We start from the raw sequence: 19,447 nt of genomic DNA on the forward strand, positions 1-19,447 counted from the left end.
CATGGGCTCAAGCAGCGCCATCTGTCGATGATCGCGCTCGGCGGTGTGATCGGCGCCGGGCTGTTCGTCGGTTCGGGCACGGGAATCGCCGCCGCCGGTCCGTCGATCGTCGTCGCGTACGGCGTCTCCGGGCTGCTCGTCATGCTCGTGATGCGCATGCTCGGCGAGATGTCGGCGGCCAACCCGGCGTCCGGTTCGTTCTCCGTCCACGCCGAGCGGGCGATCGGCCCGTGGGCCGGCTTCACCGCCGGCTGGGCCTTCTGGGTGCTGCTCTGTGTGGCGGTGGGCCTTGAGGGGATCGGCGCGGCGCAGATCGTCTCCGGCTGGCTGCCGGGGACTCCGGAGTGGGCCTGGGTGGCGCTGTTCATGCTGGTCTTCCTCGGCACGAACCTCGCGGCCGTGAAGAACTTCGGTGAGTTCGAGTTCTGGTTCGCCTCGCTCAAGGTCGGCGCGATCGCGCTGTTCCTGGTGCTCGGTGTGCTCGCGATCCTCGGTGTCCTGCCCGACACCGAAGCGCCGGGCACCGCCAATCTCACGGGCGACGGCGGCTTCCTGCCGAACGGCTCCGAGGGCCTGGTGATCGGCCTGCTGGCCTCCGTGTTCGCGTACGGCGGTCTGGAGACGGTCACCATCGCGGCGGCCGAGTCGGAGGATCCGGTCCGGGGTGTCGCGAAGGCCGTACGGACGGCGATGTGGCGCATCGCGCTCTTCTACGTGGGCTCGATGGCGGTCATCGTCACGCTGGTGCCGTGGGACGACCCGAAGATCACCGAGAAGGGCTCGGGCCCGTACGTGGCCATGCTCGACCGTCTCGACATCCCTGGTGCGGGCCAGATCATGAACGTCGTCGTGCTGGTGGCGCTGCTGTCGGCGATGAACGCCAACATCTACGGCGCCTCCCGGATGGCCCGCTCCCTGGTGGTGCGCGGACAGGGTCCGAAGGTACTGGGCAGGGTGACGTCCGGGGTCCCGCGCAACGCGGTGCTGGCCTCGTCGGTCTTCGGCTTCCTGTGCGTACTGCTCAGCTACTGGCGCCCCGACGACATCTTCGCCTGGCTGCTGAACATGACGGGCGCGGTGATCCTCGTCGTCTGGGCGTTCATCGCGGTCTCCCAACTGGTGCTGCGCCGCCGCACGGAGCGCGAGGCACCGGAAAGGCTGGTCGTCCGGATGTGGCTGTACCCGGCGCTGACCTGGGTCGCGCTGGCGGGCATGGCGACGATCTTCGTCCTGATGCTGGGCCAGCCGGACACGCGTGACCAGTTGTTGGCGACGGGCCTGCTGACGCTGGGCCTGGCGACGACCGGTGCGGTACGGCAGCGGCGTGCGCGCGGGGCTGGGCCGGCAGCCTGAGATCCATCGCTCCGGCAGGGGCGCCGAGCGCGGAGCGACCGCCCCACGAAACATGACATACGGGGCCAACGCGCGCCGGTCTCCGCCTTGTGCGGATACGCGCGGTCGTACGTCGTCAACTCCTGCAGCTCGGCGAGCGACTTGCCCGACTCCTCACGCAGGCGCGCGATCGTCTCGTACAACATGACCCGCGCCGATGCCTCCCGGTTCATCACATAGGGCTACGCGTGGCGCGGCACGTTCGGCACCAGCCGCGGCAGCGGCCGCTCAGGCAGTCGGCAGCACCTGGTCTGCGACAGCGAGTTCGCGGGGTGCCTCGGGGACGGTGTCGCCGATGCTCCGGAGGAAGTCCGCGATCTCGCGCCAGGAGTAGAACACCGTTCCCTCCGTGTCGGATGCCGGATCCGGGAATCCGATGGGTACGTGCCGCCCTCGGGAGAGTCCCGCCAGAGACTGGAGACTGCGGCCGGAACGCTGCGCGGCCTCCGCGAGGGTCACCGTGTCGTCGTAGCGGACGCCGGTGGCGCGCAGGCCGGGGATGAGCCGGATGTCCCGTGCCACCTGGGCGATGGCGTCCAGGAGCGAGGGGGCCTCGACATCGCAGATGAGTTCGCTCAGTTCGGCGGGGTCCGGACGGTGCGCGTATCGGTGGGGATCGTCAGGACCGAGGGTGTACGAGACGGATCCGTCGGCGAAGGCGTCACAGTGGTCGAAAGCATCGGCCTGCTCAGGCGTAAGAGGCTGGTTGAGGCGGAGAACGAAACTCCATCCCCACCGATGACCGTTCCTGTCCGGCGCCACTGCCACGTCCCCGTCCTGGTGTCGCCCCTTGGAGATCATCCGGGAATCACACCCAGAGCGATCAGCCCATCACACCGAGCTACCTCTCACACGGCACGTTCAGCGACAGCAGCGCCGCGCCCTTGCCGTTGCCCTCCAGGCGGAGTTCGGTCACCGCCGTGTTTCGCAGGCGCGGGAACACGCGGCGGTAGTCGGCCAGGGGGATCGACAGCAGTTCGCAGAGCACCAGCCGCAGCAGGGTGTTGTGGGCGACGACCAGGACCCGGCCACCCTCGTGGGCCGAGGCGATCCGGCGCAGGGCGTCCGCGCCTCGGGTCGCGGCCGCGCGGGGGTCCTCCGCGGCCGGGAAGGGGTTGACCACCGGGTCGGCGCGGAAGGCCGCCGCCGCCGTCGGGTCCACCGCCTCGAACTCGGCGAGCGTGCGGCCCTCCACCACCCCGAAGTCGCATTCACGCAGGTCGTGTTCGCGTGTCGGTACGAGGTCGAGTGCCCGGCAGGCGGGCTCGGCCGTGACGATCGCGCGCGGCACCGTCGAGGTCCACACGGCGTCGATGGGCGCGCCCGCCGCCGCCTGCCGCCCCGCCCACCAGCCCAGCCGCACCGCCTGCGCGCGCCCCTCGTCGGTGAGGCCGACGTCGCTCACGCCCGCGTAGCGGTTCTCGGCGTGCCAGAGCGTCTGTCCGTGGCGGGCCAGCAGCAGGGTCGTACTCATGAGACCTCCAGATCGTCGGCGCGGGCGCGCGCGTGCGCGGCGACCGGGGCGGGGAGCCAGCCGCGCCGTTCCAGTTCGTCCACCATCCTCAGATACGGCTCCAGGAAGCGCGCGGTACGCGCCGGGTCGGGGCGCAGGACATGGCTGAGGCCGACCATGCGCTCGGCGGCGTCCGCGAGGGTGGGGGCGGCGCCGGCTCCGTACGCGGCGAGGACCGCCATCCCGAGCGCCGGTTCGCTGTGCCGGGGGATGTGCACGCTCCGGCCGAGGATGTCGGTGCGCAGTTGGTTCCAGTACGCGCTGCGCGAGCCGCCGCCGGTGAAGGTGAGCGGGCCGTGCTGCGGGGCGCCGAGGTGGTCGAGGTAGTCCAGGCAGAGCCGTTCGGCGTGGCCGACGCCCTGGAGGAGCGCCGCCCAGTGGTCGGCGTCGGTGCGGGGTTCGCCGAGCAGGAGGGGTGTGGCGTCGGGGGCGAGGAAGGGGAACCGCTCGCCCCGGGCGACCAGCGGATACGCGAGGGCGGTCGACGGTTCGTGCGCGGGGGCGAGTGCGTCCAGGCGCGCCGGGTCCGCGTCGGGGAAGGCTCTGCCCAGCGCGCCGGCGCCGACGCCGGAGGCGCCGCCGGGCAGCCAACCGCCGTCCGGGGCACGGTGGTTGTAGACGACGCCGGTGCTGTCGTGGACGGGTTCGGCGGTGACGCCCTTGAGGACGAGCGTGGTGCCGAGGACGGAGTTCCAGGATCCGACGCCCAGTGAGCCCGAGGCGATCTGGGCCGCGCAGCCGTCGGTCATTCCGGCGATCACGGGGGTGCCGGCGGGGATGCCGGTGGCGCTCTCGCCGCCGGCGCCGACTTCGCCGAGAAGCGCGCCGGGCCGTACGACCTCCGGGAAGAGGCCGGGGTCCAGGCCCAGGGCGCGCAGTTCGTCGTACGGCCAGGTGTCGCCGCTCAGGTCGTAACCCGTCTTCAGCGCGTGGCTGGAGTCGGTGGGGGTACGGCGGCCGACCAGGCGGGAGACGATGAAGTCGGGCTGGTGGGTGAGGTGTACGTCCGGCGTCCGGCCGGGTTCGTTCAGCAGCCACATCACCTTCGGCAGTGCCCAGGTCGGCTGGACGCGCAGTCCTCGCTCGCGGGCCAGCGCGGCCTCGGCCGTGGCGCGCCCGTCGTCGTACATCAGGCCGGGGGTGAGCGGGCGGCCCCTGCCGTCGGTGAGCAGGACGGTGCCGGAGGTTCCGCACACGGCGAGCGCGCGCACGGGGGGTGACCCGCCGTCAGGTGCGGACTTCAGGGCTTCGCCGATCGCCGTGCGCGCCGCTTCCCACCAGTCGTCCGGCGACTGCTCGTGGCGTACCCCGTCGCGTCTGCCGCCGAGTGGGGCCGCACCGGCGCCGAGCACTTCCCCGTCGTCCCCGACGAGCACGGCACGGACGCTCTGTGTACCGAGATCGATACCCATCCACATATCGGCTCCCTCTGTGAAGTTCTCACTCTGCACCGAGATTTTGCGGCGCGCGAGGGATTGACGCGCAACTACCGGTGTTCCAAGCTCTGTTAACCACTCGAAGGAACGCGTTATCTACGGGTGGGAACGTGGGACCAACGTCTCCTGCCGGACCGTGGAGGTCACGGATGGACATGCACGGGCAGCTCGGGCACGACCGGCGGCGGTTCCTCGCACTCACGGCGGCGGCGTCGTCCGTTCCGCTGCTGAGCGCCTGCGGGGCGGGCTTCGGTGGCGGTGACGGCAAGAGCGACGGGTCGGCGGCCGACGACGTCACCGGATCCTTCGACTGGCGGCGGCACAAGGGCACCACCGTCAAGGCGCTGCTCAACAAGCATCCGTACACGGACGCGCTGATAGCGGACCTGAAGGCGTTCACCGCGAAGACCGGGATCAAGGTCGAGTACGACGTGTTCCCCGAGGACAACTACTTCGACAAGCTGACCGTGGACCTCTCCAGCGGCCGGGCGTCGTACGACATCTTCATGCTCGGCGCCTACATGGTGTGGCAGTACGGCCCGCCGGGCTGGCTGGAGGATCTCGGCCCGTGGATGCGCAACGGGTCGGCCACCGGCGCCGAATGGGACCAGGACGACTTCCTGCCGAGCCTCCTCGAAGGCACCCAGTGGTCCCTGAAGGCCGGGACGCCGCTCGGGCAGGGCGGGCAGTACGCGCTGCCGTGGGGCTGGGAGGCCAACGTCGTCGCGTACAACACGGAGGTCTTCAACAAGCTGGGGCTGCGGCCGGCCGAGTCCTTCGACGAGCTGCGTGAACTCGCGGGGACCATCAAGCGCAAAGCGCCGGGGGCCGGTTTCGACGGGATGTACGGGGTCGCGGTGCGCGGCTCGCGGAGCTGGGCGACGATCCATCCCGGCTTCATGACGATGTTCTCCCGCTACAAGCTGAAGGACTTCACGGTCGACGGGGAGAGCCTCAAGCCCGCGATGAACTCCCCCGAGGCCATCACGTTCACCCGTGACTGGGCGGACATGGTCAGGAAGGGCGGGCCGCCCTCGTGGACCTCGTACACCTGGTACCAGTGTTCGAGCGACCTGGGCGCGAAGAAGGCGGGCATGCTCTTCGACGCGGACACCGCCGCGTACTTCCAGGCGGTGAAGGGCGCCTCGCCCGCCGCCGGCAAGATCGCGTTCCATCCGGGGCCCAAGGGGCCGGACGGGTCGCTCGCGACCAACATGTGGATCTGGTCGCTCGGGATGAACGCCAAGAGCAAGAAGAAGAGCGCCGCCTGGCTGTTCCTCCAGTGGGCCACCGGCAAGGAGCACCTGCGCAGGGGCGCGATCGAGTACAACCACATCGATCCGGTGCGCAAGTCGGTGAGCGAGGACCCGGCGTACCGGGACAAGATGAGTGAACTCCCCGGTTTCATCGAGACGTTCGAGGCCGTCCAGGACCAGACGCGGATCCAGTTCACCCCGCAGGAGCAGTTCTTCGACGCGACCACGAGCTGGGCGTCGGCGCTCCAGGAGATCTACGGGGGCAAGAGCGCGGGGCCGGTGCTGAACGGTCTGGCGGACGATCTGGCGTCGAAGGTCGGGTGACGCCGTATGTCCTCGTCGACGGAGGCCGATCACGGGGCGGCCTCGTCCGACGACGCGGCCGTGGCCGGCGCCCGTGAAAAGGCGTCGGCCGCGGAACCGGGCGCGGGCTCCGGCCCGGCCGCGGGCGCTCCCCCGCCCGCGGGCCCCGGCGCGGAGAGGAGCGTCCCGCGGTGGCGGCGCTCCCTGCGGCCGTATCTGCTCATCGTGCCCGCCCTGCTGCTGACCGGCGGGATCCTCTACCCGTTCGGACTCGGCCTGTACTACACGGTGTTCGACTTCGCGGCGAGCAAGCCGCAGCCGGACTTCACGGGCCTGGAGAACTACCGGCGGATCTTCACCGACTCCTCCTTCTGGGACTCGGCGTGGGTGACGGTGCTGTACGCGGTCGGCGCCGCCGCCGTCGAGACGGTGCTCGGTGTCGCCGTGGCGCTGCTCCTGCACCGCTCGACCCTGGTCGGGCGGGTGCTGGAGAAGGTCCTCATCCTGCCGCTGATGATCGCGCCCGTGATCGCCGCGATCATCTGGAAGCTGATGCTCCAGCCGTCGGTCGGGGTCGTCAATTACCTGCTGCGGCCGTTCGGTCTCGGCGGGGTGCAGTGGACGGACACCCCGACGGGCGCGCTGCTCTCCTCGATCGCCGTGGACGTGTGGGTCTACACCCCGTTCGTCGCGATCCTGGCGCTGGCCGGGCTGCGTTCGCTGCCGACGTCGCCCTTCGAGGCGGCGGCGGTCGACGGGGCGGGCTGGTGGTTCACCTTCCGCAAGCTGACGATGCCGATGCTGTGGCCGTACGTCCTGGTCGCCGTGATCTTCCGGTTCATGGACTCGCTGAAGGTCTTCGACATCATCTACGCCCTGACGGAGGGCGGCCCCGGCGACTCCACGGTGGTGCTCCAGATCCGCGCGTATCTGGAGGCGATCCGCTTCCAGCGCTACTCCTTCGGGCTCAGCTACATGATCGTGCTGTGGGCGGTGGTCTATCTGGCGGCGATGGTGCTGGTGCGCTATCTGGGCCGGATCCAGAACCGTGCTGCGGAGGTGCCGAAGTGACGGGACGTCAGAAAGGTTCCGGGAAACGGCGGTTGCTGGGGATCGCCGCCGACGGCGCGCTGATCCTGTACTTCCTCTTCGCGCTCTTCCCCGTCGTGTGGATGGTCGTCCTCTCGCTGAAACCGGCCAACGAACTGTTCAGCACCTACTTCTCCTTCACCCCGACCCTGGACTCCTACCGCACGGTGCTCGGCGCCGGTGAGGACGAGGGCGTACCGTTCGTGCGGTTCTTCCTCAACTCCCTGGTGGTGTCGCTGGGGGCGGTCGGGCTCTCCCTGGTGATCGGGCTGCCCGCCGCGTACGCCGCCGCGCGCTGGCGGTTCCGGGGCTCGGAGAATCTGATGTTCACGCTGCTGTCGTTCCGCTTCGCGCCCGAACTGACCGTGATCATCCCGCTGTTCGTGCTCTACCAGCAGCTGGGTCTCTTCGACACCTATCTCGGCATGATCTGGGTCCTGCAACTGGTCACGCTGCCGCTGATCGTGTGGATCATGCGGTCGTACTTCGCCGATCTGTCGCCCGAGCTGGAGCAGGCGGCGCTGCTCGACGGCTACACCCGCAAGCAGGCGTTCTTCCGGGTCGCGCTGCCGCTGGTGAAGCCGGGGATCGCCGCCGTGTCCCTGCTGGCGTTCATCTTCGCGTGGAACAACTTCGTCTTCCCGCTGATCCTGACCTCGTCCGAGGCGCAGACCGTGACCGTGGGCGCGCTGTCGTTCCTCGGCGGCGACCGGCCGAAGTACAACCTGACGGCCGCCGCCGCGCTCGTGTCGGTGATCCCGCCGCTGCTGCTGGCGCTCACGATCCAGCGGTATCTGGTGCGGGGACTGTCGTTCGGGGCGGTGAAGTCGTGACGGCGGCCGGGTCCGGCACCACCTCGATAGGGCTGCGCGGTGTCCACAAGTCGTACGGGCGCAACCGCGCGCTCGACGGCATCGAACTGGACGTGGCGGAGGGCGAGTTCTTCTGTCTGCTCGGCCCGTCCGGTGCGGGCAAGACGACGACGCTCAAGACCGTCGCCGGTCTGGAGGAGCCGGACTCGGGCGCGGTCGAGCTCGGCGGCCGGGACATGACCGGCGTCGAGCCGTACGACCGGGGCGTGGCCATGTGCTTCGAGTCGTACGCGCTCTATCCGCACCGCTCCGCCTACGACAACCTCGCGTCCCCGCTGCGCTCGCCCAAGTACCGGCTGCCGGCCGCCGAGGCCCGTACCCGGATCCACGACATCGCCGAACTCCTCGGTATCGAGCAGCTGTTGGAGCGTCCGGTGGGCGCGCTGTCGAACGGGCAGCGGCAGCGGGTGGCGCTCGGGCGGGTGCTCGTACGGCCCGCGCGCGCCTTCCTCCTCGACGAGCCGCTCTCCCATCTCGACGCCAAGCTCCGCCAGGCGATGCGCGCGGAGCTGAAGGCCATCGGCGACGTCCGGCGCACGACCACGCTGTATGTCACGCACGACTCGGTGGAGGCGCTGGCGCTCGGCGACCGGATCGGGGTGATCAGGGACGGGCGGATCGTCCAGACCGGGACCCGGGAGGAGATCTGGCACCGGCCGCACGACACGTTCGTCGCCCGGGCCTTCGGGCGCCCGCTGATCAACCTGCTGCCGGGGACGGTCACCGCGGACGGGCACTTCGGGTCGGCGGAGGGCGGCTTCGAACTGCCGCTGGACGTGCCGGCGCCGCCGGGCACCGCCGTACAGCTGGGGGTACGGCCGAGGGACGTCGCCCTGGGTGAGGCCGGGGCGGGCGGAGAGGCGACCGGTGGGGGCGGCGGCGCGGTGGAGCTGACCGGCACCGTCTATGTCACCGAGGTACTCGGCCGCGCCACCGAGGTCACCGTACGGCTCGGCTCCCGGCAGATCTCGCTGGTCGCCCCGCGCGCCGCCGCGGCCGGACTGCGCGTGGACGATCCCGTGCGGCTCCGCGTGGGACTTGAGAACCTGCTCCTGTTCGAGGCCGACCGGCCGGAGCGACCAGGACGAAGGATCAGCACATGAGCACCCAGCAGCAGCGCGGCCCCGCCCCGCGCCAGGCGGCGATAGCCGAGTACGTCCTCGCACGGGGCGAGGGCACCGCCGCCGAGCTGGCGACCCGCTTCGACGTCAGTCTGATGACCATCCACCGGGACCTGGACGAGCTGGAACGACAGGGAATCGTCCGGAAGTTCAGGGGCGGGGTCACGGCCCAGCCGTCGGGCGTGTTCGAGTCGAACGTGGCTTTCCGGCTCAAGGCGATGCACCAGGAGAAGGCGGCGGTCGCCCGGCACGCGCTGACACTCGTGGAGCCCGGCATGGCGGTGATGCTGGACGACTCGACCTCCACCCTGGAGATCGCGCGCCGCCTCGGCACCATCACCCCGCTGACCGTCGTCACCAATTTCCTGGAAGCGATCAATCTGCTGTCCGGGGAGCGCGGCATCCATCTGATGGCGCTCGGCGGGGACTACGACCCCCTGCACTCCTCGTTCCTCGGGGTCAGCTGCGTCGAGGCCGTGCAGTCCCTCCAGGTCGACATCTGCTTCACCTCCACCTCCGCCGTCTCCGGGGGGTTCGCCTACCACCAGGAGCAGCACATCGTCTCCGTGAAGCGGGCGATGCTCGGCTCGGCGGCCCGCAACGTCCTGCTGCTCGACCACTCCAAGCTCGGCCGGGTCGCCCTGCACCGGCTGGCCCCGCTCTCGGCCTTCGATCTGGTGCTGGTCGACGCCGGCGCCTCCGCCCGGGCGCTGCGCGACCTCGACGAGCACAAGGTCCCCTACCAAGTCTGTGAGGTGGGCGGTGACGGAACTCGCCCTGCGTGAGCTGCGCAAGACGTACACGGCGCGCGGCCGTCCCGCCGTGGACGCGGTGCGCGGCATCGACATCGAGCTGCGCTCGGGCGAACTGCTCGGTCTGCTCGGCCCGTCCGGCTGCGGAAAGTCCACCACGCTGCGGATGATCGCCGGTCTGGAGGAGGTCACGGGCGGCGACATCCTGGTCGGCGGGGACTCCGTCGTCGCTCTGCCCGCGCAGCGGCGCAACATCGGGGTGGCCTTCGAGAACTACGCGCTCTACCCGCCGCTGACCGTCGCGGAGAACCTGGGCTTCGGGCTCGCGGCGCGGGGCCTGCACGGGGCCGGGGAACGGGCCCGGCGGGTCGCCGACATGGCGGAGCGGATCGGCATCACCGACCTCCTCACCGCCCGGCCCGCAGGTCTCTCCAGCGGCCAGAAGCAGCGCGTGGCGCTGGCGAGGGCGCTGATCCGTGAGCCGGACGTACTGCTCCTGGACGAGCCGCTGTCCCATCTGGACGCCGCGCAGCGTGACACGACACGTCGTGAACTCAAGCGCATTCAGCGGGACTTGGGCCATACGACGATCCTCGTCACCCACGACCAGGAAGAGGCGCTGTCGCTGGCCGACCGGATCGCCGTCATGAAGGACGGCGTGATCCAGCAGCTCGGCACGCCGTACGAGATCTACGACGCCCCGGCGAACGTGTTCGTCGCCGACTTCGTGGGGGAGCCCGCGATCAACCTGCTGCCGGGCGTCGTGGCGGCCGGCGGGTGGGTGCGGCTCGGTGCGGCGGGGCGGTTCCCGTGCCCGGCCGGCCCGCCCGCCGGCCGGGAGGTGGTGCTCGGCGTCCGTCCGGAGGACCTGCGGCTGACCCGGGAGGGTGAGTCGGGGTCCGGGACGGGGGACACCGGGTGGAGCGGGGACGCGGGCGGCGCCGTACGGGCTACGGTCAGCGCCCATGAGCCGCTCCTGGAGTCCGGAATCGCCACGCTCACGCTCGACGGCGTCGCCGAACCTCTTGTCGTGGAGACCGGCCCGGAGACACGCCTGGACCGGGGCGACACCGTACGCGTCACCGCCGACCCACGGCACACGCATGTCTTCGACGCCGAGACCGGAGAGGCCCTGACCCTGACATGAGGATCCTCGCAGCTGGTGATCACTTCGTCCTCAACTCCCTGATCACCGAGGCTCTGCGGCGCGTCGTCGCCGGCCCGGCCGAGATCACCGAACTCACCCTCCCCTGGCCGCTCACGCCCTTCGGCAGGGTCGCCGAGGTCGACGAGGCCAACGACTCCGAGGAGGCGCTGATCGAGGCGCTGGACGGGGTCGAGGTCTGTGTGACCCAGATGGGGCCCTTCACCGAGCGGGTGCTGGCGGCCTCCCCCGCGCTGCGGATGATCGCCGTGTGCCGGGGCGGCCCGGTCAACGTGAACGTCGACGCCGCCCGCGCGCGCGGCGTCAAGGTCTGCTTCGCGCCGGGACGCAACGCGGCGGCCACGGCCGAGTTCACCGTCGGGATGATGCTGGCGGCCCTGCGGCGGATCCCCGAGGCGCACAACTCCCTTGCCCTGGACGGGAAATGGGACGCCACGCACTACACGTACGAACGCTGCGGCCCGGAGCTGGAGGACACCCCGGTGGGGCTGGTCGGTTACGGCGCGGTCGGCAGCCGGGTCGCCCGGGTGCTGACCGCGTTCGGCGCCGAGGTGGAGGTGTACGACCCGTACGTGCGCGGGGACGTGCACGGCATGCGGTCGCCGTCGCTGGAGGCGCTGCTGTCCCGGTCGAGCGTCGTGACGCTGCACGCGCGGCTCACCCCGGAGACGAAGGGCCTGATCGGGGCGCGTGAGCTCGCCCTGCTGCCGAGGGGATCGACCCTGGTGAACGTGGCGCGCGGCGGGCTCCTGGACACGGACGCGCTGTGCGACGCGCTCGACAGCGGGCAGCTCGCGTCGGCGGCGCTCGACACATACGAGCGGGAGCCGCTGCCGGCCGGCTCCCGGCTGCACGGCACGCCCAATCTGGTGCTGACCCCGCATCTGGGCGGGGCCAGCAAGGCCGTGGCCCGCAAGGCGGCGCGGATCGCCGCCGCCGAGGTCGGGCGCTACGCCAAGGGCGAGCCACTGGCGCACTGCCTGACATGAGGCCGCGCGCCGCCCGAGGACCCGGAAGCTGAGGAGAGCGCGATGTACGTCGGTATCGATGTCGGCACGTCGATGGTGAAGGCCGCGGCCTTCGACGCGGGAGGGCGGGCGCTGGCCGTCGAGTCCCGCCCGGTGCGCCTCGACATCCGCGGCGGCCATGTCGAACAGGACATGGAGGAGCTGTACGGCGCGGTCGCGGACGCGCTGGGCACACTCACCGCCGCCCTGCCGGAACCGGTCGAGCTGGCCGGGCTCACCGGCCAGGGCGACGGGGTCTGGCTGGTCGACGCCGAGGGGCGCCCGGTGCGGCCCGCGATCTCCTGGATGGACGGCAGGGCGCACGAGTTCGTGGACGCGTGGCTGGCGTCCGGCGTCTTCGAGTCGGTGTTCCGGCGCAGCGGCAGCGCGATGTTCCCGGGCTGCCCCGGGCCCGTGCTGGCCTGGCTCGACCGGCACGAGCCGGCCGCGCTGGACTCCGCGACGACGGCCCTGTACTGCAAGGACATGGTCTTCCAGCGGCTGACCGGGGTGCGGGCGACGGATGTCTCGGACGCGTCGATGCCGTTCCTGGACCCGAGGACACGGGCGTATTCGCCCGACGTGCTCGCGGAGTTGGGCCTCGCGCACCGGGCGCGGCTGCTGGCCCCGGTCAGCGATCCGGTCGCGATCGGCGAACTGCCGTCGGGCGTACGGATCGCCAACGGGCCGTACGACCTGCCGGCCTGCGCGCTGGGCGCGGGGGTCACCGAGCCGGGCGACGGGCTGCTGATCATCGGCACCTGTCTGGCCTCGCTCGTCGCGACGGACACGCTCGACCTGGACGGTGAGCCGGGCGGGCTGCACATCTCGACGGACCGGCCGGGACACTGGCTGCGCGCCATGCCCGCGATGGTGGGGACCGCGGCGCTCGACTGGGTGCTGACCACGACCGGGACGGACGTCACGGAGGTGGACTCGCTGCTCGACGCGGTGGAGCCGGGCGCGGGAGGGGTCAGGGTGCTCCCCTACTTCGCACCGTCCGGTGAGCGCGCGCCGTTCGTCGACCCGGCGCTGCGGGCCGAACTGACCGGTGTCTCGCTGGAGTCGACGACGGCCGACCTGATCAGGGCCACCTGCGAGGGCATCGCCTACGCCGCCCGGCACTGCCTGGAGGCGGCGGGCCTGACGGGAAGCCTCGCGGTGTGCGGGGGCGGCACGCGCAGCCCCGCCTGGATGCGCCTGTTCGCGGACGTGCTGGGCAGGCCGCTGCGGATCGTGGAGGGCGAGGTGGGCGCCCGGGGCGCGGTCCTCGCGTCGGCGGCACGCCACGGGGTACCGCTGGATGTCGCCGCGTGGACGTCCCCGACCTCGGTGGTGGACCCGGATCCGGTACGGGCGGCGTACTACACGAAGGGTTACGAGAACCACCTCGCCCGCCTGGCATCGGCACGGGCACGGCACGGTTCGTAGGCGGGGCCGGGTGCGGTGGGGTGCGGTTCGCCACGCGGCGCGCGCCGGGGGCGGTCCCGGCACGCCGGGTGTCCGGGGACACCCGGGGCAGCCCCGCCCCACCGGCCCCGCCGGAAGCGGGCCGCGCCCCGGGGGGTGCCGCACGGGCGCGGCCGGGCCTGCCCCAGAGGTGCCCGGCGCCGGCCCGCGGGCCGGGCACGGGCCGTGCGACGGGCGCGCCCGATCCGCCCGCACGCCGGACGCGTTCCGGTACGGCACACGAGACCGGGACCGCACACCGGGCTGGGAAACCCGGCAGAGCGGGGCGCACCGAGTGCCCACCCGACTCCGCGCGTGCGCACGACCGGCGACCCACGCCCTGACGGCCCGCGCCACGCCGCGCGGCCCGGGTCCGGCCCAGGGCACGGAGCCGGACGCCGGGCGCGGGCCGTACGAACGGGCGCGGTGCCCGACACGGCGCGGGGCCGTCCGGGCGTGTGTTCCCCGCCGGGTGCGTGGCAGCCGGGGTGAACCACCGATGGACGCGTGCCGCACAGGACGTGAATCCGCCGCGTATCGCGGCAACTGGGGCCGGGGGCCTGCCTATCGTGCTGGCGCCGGACCCTGGATCGCGCCAACCGACCGCCGTTCACGAGCCTTACGAGGGAGACCCGTATGTCCGCACAGCCCAGACGCCGCTCGATACTCCTCGCGGCCGGTGCCGCCACCGCGGCGAGCGCCGTCACCGCGCTGCCGGCCGGCGCCGCCGCGCCCGTCGCGGGATCGGCGGGCTCCCGCCGGCCCGTCGTCATCGGCCACCGGGGCGCCGCCGGCTGGCGGCCCGAGCACACGGCCGCCTCCTACACCTACGCCGTGCAGACGGGGGCCGACTGGATCGAGCCCGATCTGGTGCCCACCAAGGACCATGTGCTGGTCGTGCGGCACGAGAACGAGATCTCGGGGACGACGGACGTCGCGAAGCACCCGGAGTTCGCCGGCCGGCGTACGACGAAGACCGTCGACGGGCGGCCGGTGACGGGCTGGTTCACCGAGGACTTCACGCTGGCCGAGCTGAAGACCCTGCGGGCGGTCGAGCGGCTGCCGCTGGTCCGTAACCGCAACACCGTCTTCGACGGCCGCGAGCCGGTGATGACCTTCGAGGAGGTCGTGAGGCTGGCCCGCGAGCTGTCCCGGCGCCACCGCCGCCGGATCGCCGTCTTCCCGGAGACCAAGCACCCCACGTACTTCCGCTCCATCGGGCTGCCCCTGGAGCCCGCGCTCGCGCGGATCGTGCGGCGCTACCGGCTGGACGCCGACGAATGCGTGGTCCAGTCGTTCGAACCGAGCAGTCTCGCCGCGTTCGCCGCCGAGCGGCTGCGGCTGCCGCTCTGGCAGGCGCTGGGCACGACGGGCGCGCCGTACGACCATGTCGCGGCGGGTGACCCCACGACGTACAAGGACATGATGACGCCGGAGGGGCTGCGGAGGATCGCGCGGTACGCGGACTGGATCGGCCCCGACAAGTCGTCCGTGGTGGAGCCGTTCACGCTGCTGGCCGACGCGCACCGGGCCGGTCTGAAGGTGGGCGCGTACACCTTCCGGGCGGAGAACCAGTACCTGCCGGCGGCGCTGCGGCGCGGCACCGACCCCAACGCGTTCGGTGACGCGTTCGCCGAGTACGCCCTGCACTTCGGCCGTGGCGTGGACGCCGTGGTGACGGACTACCCGGACATCGCGGCGATGGCGCGGGACGCGCACGCGGGACCGTCCGGGGATTGAGACCGGCCTAGGACCAACGCCTGATCAATACCGGGCCCTCTTGCTGTTAGCGTGCAGTTGCATAGGATGTGCAATAAGCAGCAGGAGGGCTCGGCAATGGCCATCTACACACTCCCGGAACTTCCGTACGACTACGCGGCGCTCGAACCGGTGATCAATCCGCAGATCATCGAGCTCCACCACGACAAGCACCACGCGGCGTACGTGAAGGGTGCGAACGACACCCTGGAGCAGTTGGACGAGGCGCGCGACAAGGAGTCCTGGGGCGCGATCAACGGTCTCCAGAAGAACCTCGCGTTCCACCTGTCCGGCCACATCCTCCACTCGATCTACTGGCACAACATGACCGGCGACAACGGCGGCGGCGAGCCGCTGGCGGACGACGGTGTCGGTGACCTCGCCGACGCGATCACCGAGTCGTTCGGCTCGTTCGCGGGCTTCAAGGCCCAGCTCACGAAGGCCGCGGCGACGACTCAGGGCTCCGGCTGGGGCGTCCTGGCGTACGAGCCGGTCAGCCGCAGGCTGATCGTGGAGCAGGTCTACGACCACCAGGGCAACGTGGGTCAGGGATCCGTGCCGGTCCTGGTCTTCGACGCCTGGGAGCACGCCTTCTACCTCCAGTACAAGAACCAGAAGGTGGACTTCATCGAGGCGATGTGGCGCGTCGTGAACTGGCAGGACGTGGCGAGGCGTTACGCGGCGGCGAAGGAGCGGGACGACGTCCTGCTGCTGGCGCCCTGACCGGACCCCGCCGACCGCGCCGCCGCCCCCACAGGCGTCCTGCTCGTGATCGTCTTCTCAACCTTCACCTGCGGACGGAATGACGAAGGACCCCCGCGAGGACATGACTCGCGGGGGTCCTTCCATGTGTTTCGGTCACCGGGCGTCGCCGAGCGCCGGCGAGCCGAAGCGGATCGGATCGGATCCGGTCAGTCGAAGACCGGGCCCTGCGTACGGGTGCGCTTGATCTCGTAGAAGCCGGGGATCGAGGCGACCATCAGCGTGCCGTCCCACAGCTTGGCCGCCTCCTCGCCCTTGGGCGCGGGGGTGACGACCGGGCCGAAGAAGGCGATCTGCTCGCCGTCGGGGCCGGGGACGGAGATCACCGGGGTGCCGACCTCCTGGCCGACCTTGTCGATGCCCTCCTTGTGGGAGGCGCGCAGCTCGGCGTCGTACGTGTCCTTGTCCGCGTACTCGATGAGGTCCGCCGGCAGGCCGACATCGGCCAGCGCCGCGGCGATGGTGCCGCGTTCGTTGCCCTCGCCGCGGTTGTGGATGCGGGTGCCGAGGGCGGTGTAGAGCTTGCCGACGACCTCGTCGCCGTGCAGCTGCTGGGCGGCGATCACCACGCGGACCGGGGCCCAGGCGGCTTTCATGCCCTCCCGGTACTGCTCGGGCAGCTCGTCGAGCTTCGGCTCGTTCAGTACGGCCAGGCTCATGACGTGCCAGCTGACCTCGACGTTCCTGACCTTCTCCACCTCCAGCATCCAGCGGGACGTCATCCACGCCCATGGGCAGATCGGGTCGAACCAGAAGTCGACCGGCGTCCTGGCACTCGTTTCACTCATGGGCGTGTCTCTCCTAGAAAAAGAACCGGCTGCGGTCCAACGATGGGCACCGTACGGGGCAACACCGCCGGTCTCCGGAGTCATTCCCGGCAGCCGGCGGCCGGATGTCCCGTGGGAGAATTCGAACCGTTGTAGGTAAAAACACGCACCTAGGAGTGTCCGTGCCCGGTGAGAACCTGTCCCGCGACGAGGCCCGCGATCGGGCCGAGCTGCTGTCCGTCGACCGGTACGAGGTCGCGCTCGACCTGCGGTCGGCGGTCGGTGAGTCGCCGGGTGACGCGCCGGACGGGCCCCCGGCGGACGGGCCCGGTGCGCCCCGTACCTTCCGCTCCGTGACGACGATCCACTTCCGGTCCGCGCGGCCGGGTATCGCGACCTTCGCCGATCTGGTGGCACCCAGCGTGACGTCCGTGACGCTGAACGGGCGCGCGCTGGACCCGTCCGTCGTGTTCGACGGCTCGCGCATCGCCCTGTTCGGGCTGGCCGAGGAGAACGTGCTGGTCGTGGACGCGCAGTGCGCGTACAGCCGTACGGGCGAGGGCATGCACCGCTTCGTCGACCCGGAGGACGGCGAGGTCTACCTCTACACGCAGTACGAGCCGGCGGACGCGCGCCGCGTCTTCGCCAACTTCGAACAGCCCGATCTGAAGGCGCCGTTCAGCTTCGAGGTGACAGCGCCGGCCGGCTGGACGGTGTGGAGCAACGGTGAGCCGACCGGGCCGGGCGCCGGGACCGGGGTGTGGGCGTTCGCCGAGACCAAGCCGATCTCGACGTACATCACGGCCGTCGTGGCGGGTCCGTACCACCATGTCACCGACGTGTACCGGCGTGCGCTGCCGGACGGCTCGACGCTGGAGATCCCGCTGGGCGCGCTGTGCCGCAAGGGCCTCGCCCGGCACTTCGACGCCGACGACATCTTCCTGGTGACCAAGCAGGGCCTGGACTTCTTCCACGACAACTTCGACTTCCCGTACCCCTTCGGGAAGTACGACCAGGCGTTCGTGCCGGAGTACAACATCGGCGCGATGGAGAATCCCGGCTGTGTGACCTTCCGCGAGGACTACGTCTTCCGGGGCAAGGTCACCCAGGCGTCCTACGAGCGCCGCGCGAACGTCATCCTGCACGAGATGGCGCACATGTGGTTCGGCGATCTCGTGACCATGCGCTGGTGGGACGATCTGTGGCTGAAGGAGTCGTTCGCCGACTTCATGGGCTCGCTGGCGCAGGCGGAGGCGACGCGCTTCACCAACGCGTGGGTGACCTTCGCCAACAACCGCAAGGCGTGGGCGTACCGCGCCGACCAGCTGCCGTCCACGCATCCGGTCACGGCCGACATCCGTGACCTGGAGGACGCGAAGCTCAACTTCGACGGCATCACCTACGCCAAGGGCGCGTCGGTGCTGAAGCAGCTCGTCGCGTACGCCGGGCGCGAGGCGTTCCTGGAAGGCGCGCGGCGCTACTTCAAGCGGCACGCGTACGGCAACACCCGCCTCGGGGACCTGCTCTCGGTCCTGGCGGAGACGTCGGGGCGCGACATGGTGTCGTGGTCGCGTTCCTGGCTGGAGACAGCGGGCGTCAACTCGCTCACCCCGGCGGTCACTTACGACTCCACCGGGCATGTGACGGAGCTGGCCGTGCTCCAGGAGGCCACCGGGTCGCACCCCGAACTGCGCCCGCACCGGGTGGCCGTGGGGCTGTACCGGCGCGAGAGCGTGGACGCCGAACTGGTCCGCTACGCGCGCGCCGAGGTCGACGTCGACGGTCCGCGCACGGTCGTCACGGAGCTGGCCGGCGCCGAGCGGCCCGATCTGATCCTGGTCAACGACGACGACCTCACGTACTGCAAGATCCGCTTCGACGAGGGCTCGCTGGAGACGCTGCGCGAGCACCTGGGCGAGGTCACGGACCCGCTGGCGCGGGCGCTGTGCTGGTCGGCGCTGTGGAATCTGACGCGTGACGGGCTGATGCCGGCACGGGACTTCGTCCGGCTGGTGCTGCGGTTCGCCGGGCGCGAGTCGGACATCGGCGTGCTCCAGCGGCTGCACGCCTGGGCCCAGGGCGCGCTGATCCACTACGCGGCGCCGCAGTGGCGCGAGGAGGGCGAGCGGGCGCTGGCGGAGGGCGCGCTGCGCGAGCTGCGGCTGGCCGCGCCGGGCAGCCAGCACCAGCTGACCTGGGCGCGGTTCTTCGCGTCGACGGCCACCTCCGACGCCGATTTCCAGCTGCTGCGGGGCCTGTTGGGGGACACGGCGAAGATCGACGGTCTCGATGTCGACCAGGAGCTGCGCTGGAGCTTCCTGCGTCCGCTGGCCGCGCACGGTCTGGCGGACGAGTCCGTGATCGCGGCGGAGCTGGCCCGCGACGACACGGCGTCCGGCAAGCGCCACCAGGTGCGGTGTCTGGCCTCGCGCCCGTCGGAGGAGGTCAAGGCGACCGCGTGGGCGGACGTCGTCGACTCCGACGCCCTGTCGAACGCGCTGGTGGAGGCGACGATCGCGGGCTTCGCGCTGCCGGGCCAGCGGGAGTTGACCGCGCCGTACGCGGAGAAGTACTTCGAGATGATCGAACGGGTGTGGGCCGAGCGCTCGATCCAGATCGGCATGGATCTGGTGGCGGGTCTGTATCCGAGCCTCCAGGACCGCCAGGAGACGGTGCGCGACACGGACGCCTGGCTCGCCGCCCATCCGGACGCGCCACCGGCCCTGCGCCGTCTGGTACTTGAGGCACGGGACGATCTGGTGCGGGCGCTGGCGGCGCAGGCGTGCGACGCGACGGCGGCGGCGA

At 71.2% G+C, this 19,447-nt stretch carries 16 protein-coding genes; 12 read left to right on the forward strand and 4 right to left on the reverse strand.

Going from position 1 to position 19,447, the window contains the following annotated elements:
* On the forward strand, positions 1-1,353 hold a 1,353-nt coding region (locus GXP76_RS23330; protein ID WP_242573534.1), incomplete at its 5' end, for an amino acid permease.
* Between the two features lie 267 nt (positions 1,354-1,620).
* On the opposite strand, the gene GXP76_RS23335 is transcribed toward GXP76_RS23330, so the two are convergent.
* The 3 genes from GXP76_RS23335 to GXP76_RS23345 all read right to left on the reverse strand — a co-directional run bounded on the left by GXP76_RS23335 (position 1,621) and on the right by GXP76_RS23345 (position 4,317).
* A complete protein-coding gene (locus GXP76_RS23335) occupies positions 1,621-2,160 on the reverse strand; it encodes a hypothetical protein (RefSeq protein ID WP_242573535.1) in 540 nt (179 codons plus the stop codon).
* A gap of 73 nt (positions 2,161-2,233) precedes the next feature.
* Positions 2,234-2,866: a histidine phosphatase family protein gene (locus GXP76_RS23340; protein ID WP_242573536.1), complete on the reverse strand. Its 633-nt coding sequence runs from the start codon at positions 2,864-2,866 to the stop codon at positions 2,234-2,236.
* A complete protein-coding gene (locus GXP76_RS23345) occupies positions 2,863-4,317 on the reverse strand; it encodes an FGGY-family carbohydrate kinase (RefSeq protein WP_374362221.1) in 1,455 nt (484 codons plus the stop codon). Before GXP76_RS23345 ends, GXP76_RS23340 begins: the two co-directional genes overlap by 4 nt.
* 173 nt (positions 4,318-4,490) lie before the next feature.
* On the opposite strand from GXP76_RS23345, the gene GXP76_RS23350 reads away from it, so the two are divergent.
* The 10 genes from GXP76_RS23350 to GXP76_RS23395 all read left to right on the forward strand — a co-directional run bounded on the left by GXP76_RS23350 (position 4,491) and on the right by GXP76_RS23395 (position 15,836).
* Positions 4,491-5,921, forward strand: a complete 1,431-nt coding sequence (locus GXP76_RS23350; protein WP_242573538.1) for an ABC transporter substrate-binding protein — start codon at positions 4,491-4,493, stop codon at positions 5,919-5,921.
* A gap of 6 nt (positions 5,922-5,927) precedes the next feature.
* Positions 5,928-6,971, forward strand: a complete 1,044-nt coding sequence (locus tag GXP76_RS23355; RefSeq protein ID WP_242573539.1) for a carbohydrate ABC transporter permease — start codon at positions 5,928-5,930, stop codon at positions 6,969-6,971.
* Positions 6,968-7,822, forward strand: a complete 855-nt coding sequence (locus GXP76_RS23360) for a carbohydrate ABC transporter permease (RefSeq protein ID WP_242573540.1) — start codon at positions 6,968-6,970, stop codon at positions 7,820-7,822. The genes GXP76_RS23355 and GXP76_RS23360 overlap by 4 nt, the downstream gene beginning before the upstream one ends.
* Positions 7,819-8,964 (forward strand): ABC transporter ATP-binding protein, encoded by a 1,146-nt coding sequence (locus GXP76_RS23365; RefSeq protein ID WP_242573541.1) that lies wholly within the window; start codon positions 7,819-7,821, stop codon positions 8,962-8,964. The genes GXP76_RS23360 and GXP76_RS23365 overlap by 4 nt, the downstream gene beginning before the upstream one ends.
* On the forward strand, positions 8,961-9,767 hold the full coding sequence (locus tag GXP76_RS23370) for a DeoR/GlpR family DNA-binding transcription regulator (protein ID WP_242573542.1): 807 nt from the start codon (positions 8,961-8,963) through the stop codon (positions 9,765-9,767). The genes GXP76_RS23365 and GXP76_RS23370 overlap by 4 nt, the downstream gene beginning before the upstream one ends.
* Complete coding sequence (locus tag GXP76_RS23375; protein ID WP_242573543.1) at positions 9,745-10,881, forward strand: ABC transporter ATP-binding protein; 1,137 nt, start codon at positions 9,745-9,747, stop codon at positions 10,879-10,881. The genes GXP76_RS23370 and GXP76_RS23375 overlap by 23 nt, the downstream gene beginning before the upstream one ends.
* Complete coding sequence (locus GXP76_RS23380; RefSeq protein ID WP_242573544.1) at positions 10,878-11,888, forward strand: 2-hydroxyacid dehydrogenase; 1,011 nt, start codon at positions 10,878-10,880, stop codon at positions 11,886-11,888. Before GXP76_RS23375 ends, GXP76_RS23380 begins: the two co-directional genes overlap by 4 nt.
* A 42-nt stretch (positions 11,889-11,930) precedes the next feature.
* Positions 11,931-13,337 (forward strand): FGGY-family carbohydrate kinase, encoded by a 1,407-nt coding sequence (locus tag GXP76_RS23385; RefSeq protein WP_242573545.1) that lies wholly within the window; start codon positions 11,931-11,933, stop codon positions 13,335-13,337.
* 654 nt (positions 13,338-13,991) lie between these two features.
* Positions 13,992-15,095 (forward strand): glycerophosphodiester phosphodiesterase family protein, encoded by a 1,104-nt coding sequence (locus GXP76_RS23390; protein WP_242573546.1) that lies wholly within the window; start codon positions 13,992-13,994, stop codon positions 15,093-15,095.
* A gap of 96 nt (positions 15,096-15,191) precedes the next feature.
* A complete protein-coding gene (locus tag GXP76_RS23395; RefSeq protein WP_242573547.1) occupies positions 15,192-15,836 on the forward strand; it encodes a superoxide dismutase in 645 nt (214 codons plus the stop codon).
* Between the two features lie 188 nt (positions 15,837-16,024).
* Here the strand turns inward: GXP76_RS23395 and GXP76_RS23400 are convergent, their stop codons facing one another.
* On the reverse strand, positions 16,025-16,663 hold the full coding sequence (locus tag GXP76_RS23400) for a DsbA family protein (protein ID WP_242573548.1): 639 nt from the start codon (positions 16,661-16,663) through the stop codon (positions 16,025-16,027).
* A gap of 161 nt (positions 16,664-16,824) precedes the next feature.
* On the opposite strand from GXP76_RS23400, the gene pepN reads away from it, so the two are divergent.
* On the forward strand, positions 16,825-19,447 hold a 2,623-nt coding region (gene pepN / locus GXP76_RS23405; protein WP_242573549.1), incomplete at its 3' end, for an aminopeptidase N.

The organism is Streptomyces sp. NP-1717, from assembly GCF_022695985.1.
Taxonomy (GTDB): domain Bacteria; phylum Actinomycetota; class Actinomycetes; order Streptomycetales; family Streptomycetaceae; genus Streptomyces.

What these genes read in the sequence shown, in the direction of transcription:
- GXP76_RS23340 (WP_242573536.1), bottom strand. Translation starts at nt 2,866, where the DNA reads ATGAGTACGACCCTGCTGCTGGCCCGCCACGGACAGACGCTCTGGCAC.
- GXP76_RS23345 (WP_374362221.1), bottom strand. Translation starts at nt 4,317, where the DNA reads ATGGGTATCGATCTCGGTACACAGAGCGTCCGTGCCGTGCTCGTCGGG.
- GXP76_RS23350 (WP_242573538.1), top strand. Translation starts at nt 4,491, where the DNA reads ATGGACATGCACGGGCAGCTCGGGCACGACCGGCGGCGGTTCCTCGCA.
- GXP76_RS23355 (WP_242573539.1), top strand. Translation starts at nt 5,928, where the DNA reads ATGTCCTCGTCGACGGAGGCCGATCACGGGGCGGCCTCGTCCGACGAC.
- GXP76_RS23370 (WP_242573542.1), top strand. Translation starts at nt 8,961, where the DNA reads ATGAGCACCCAGCAGCAGCGCGGCCCCGCCCCGCGCCAGGCGGCGATA.
- GXP76_RS23380 (WP_242573544.1), top strand. Translation starts at nt 10,878, where the DNA reads ATGAGGATCCTCGCAGCTGGTGATCACTTCGTCCTCAACTCCCTGATC.
- GXP76_RS23385 (WP_242573545.1), top strand. Translation starts at nt 11,931, where the DNA reads ATGTACGTCGGTATCGATGTCGGCACGTCGATGGTGAAGGCCGCGGCC.
- GXP76_RS23390 (WP_242573546.1), top strand. Translation starts at nt 13,992, where the DNA reads ATGTCCGCACAGCCCAGACGCCGCTCGATACTCCTCGCGGCCGGTGCC.
- GXP76_RS23395 (WP_242573547.1), top strand. Translation starts at nt 15,192, where the DNA reads ATGGCCATCTACACACTCCCGGAACTTCCGTACGACTACGCGGCGCTC.
- GXP76_RS23400 (WP_242573548.1), bottom strand. Translation starts at nt 16,663, where the DNA reads ATGAGTGAAACGAGTGCCAGGACGCCGGTCGACTTCTGGTTCGACCCG.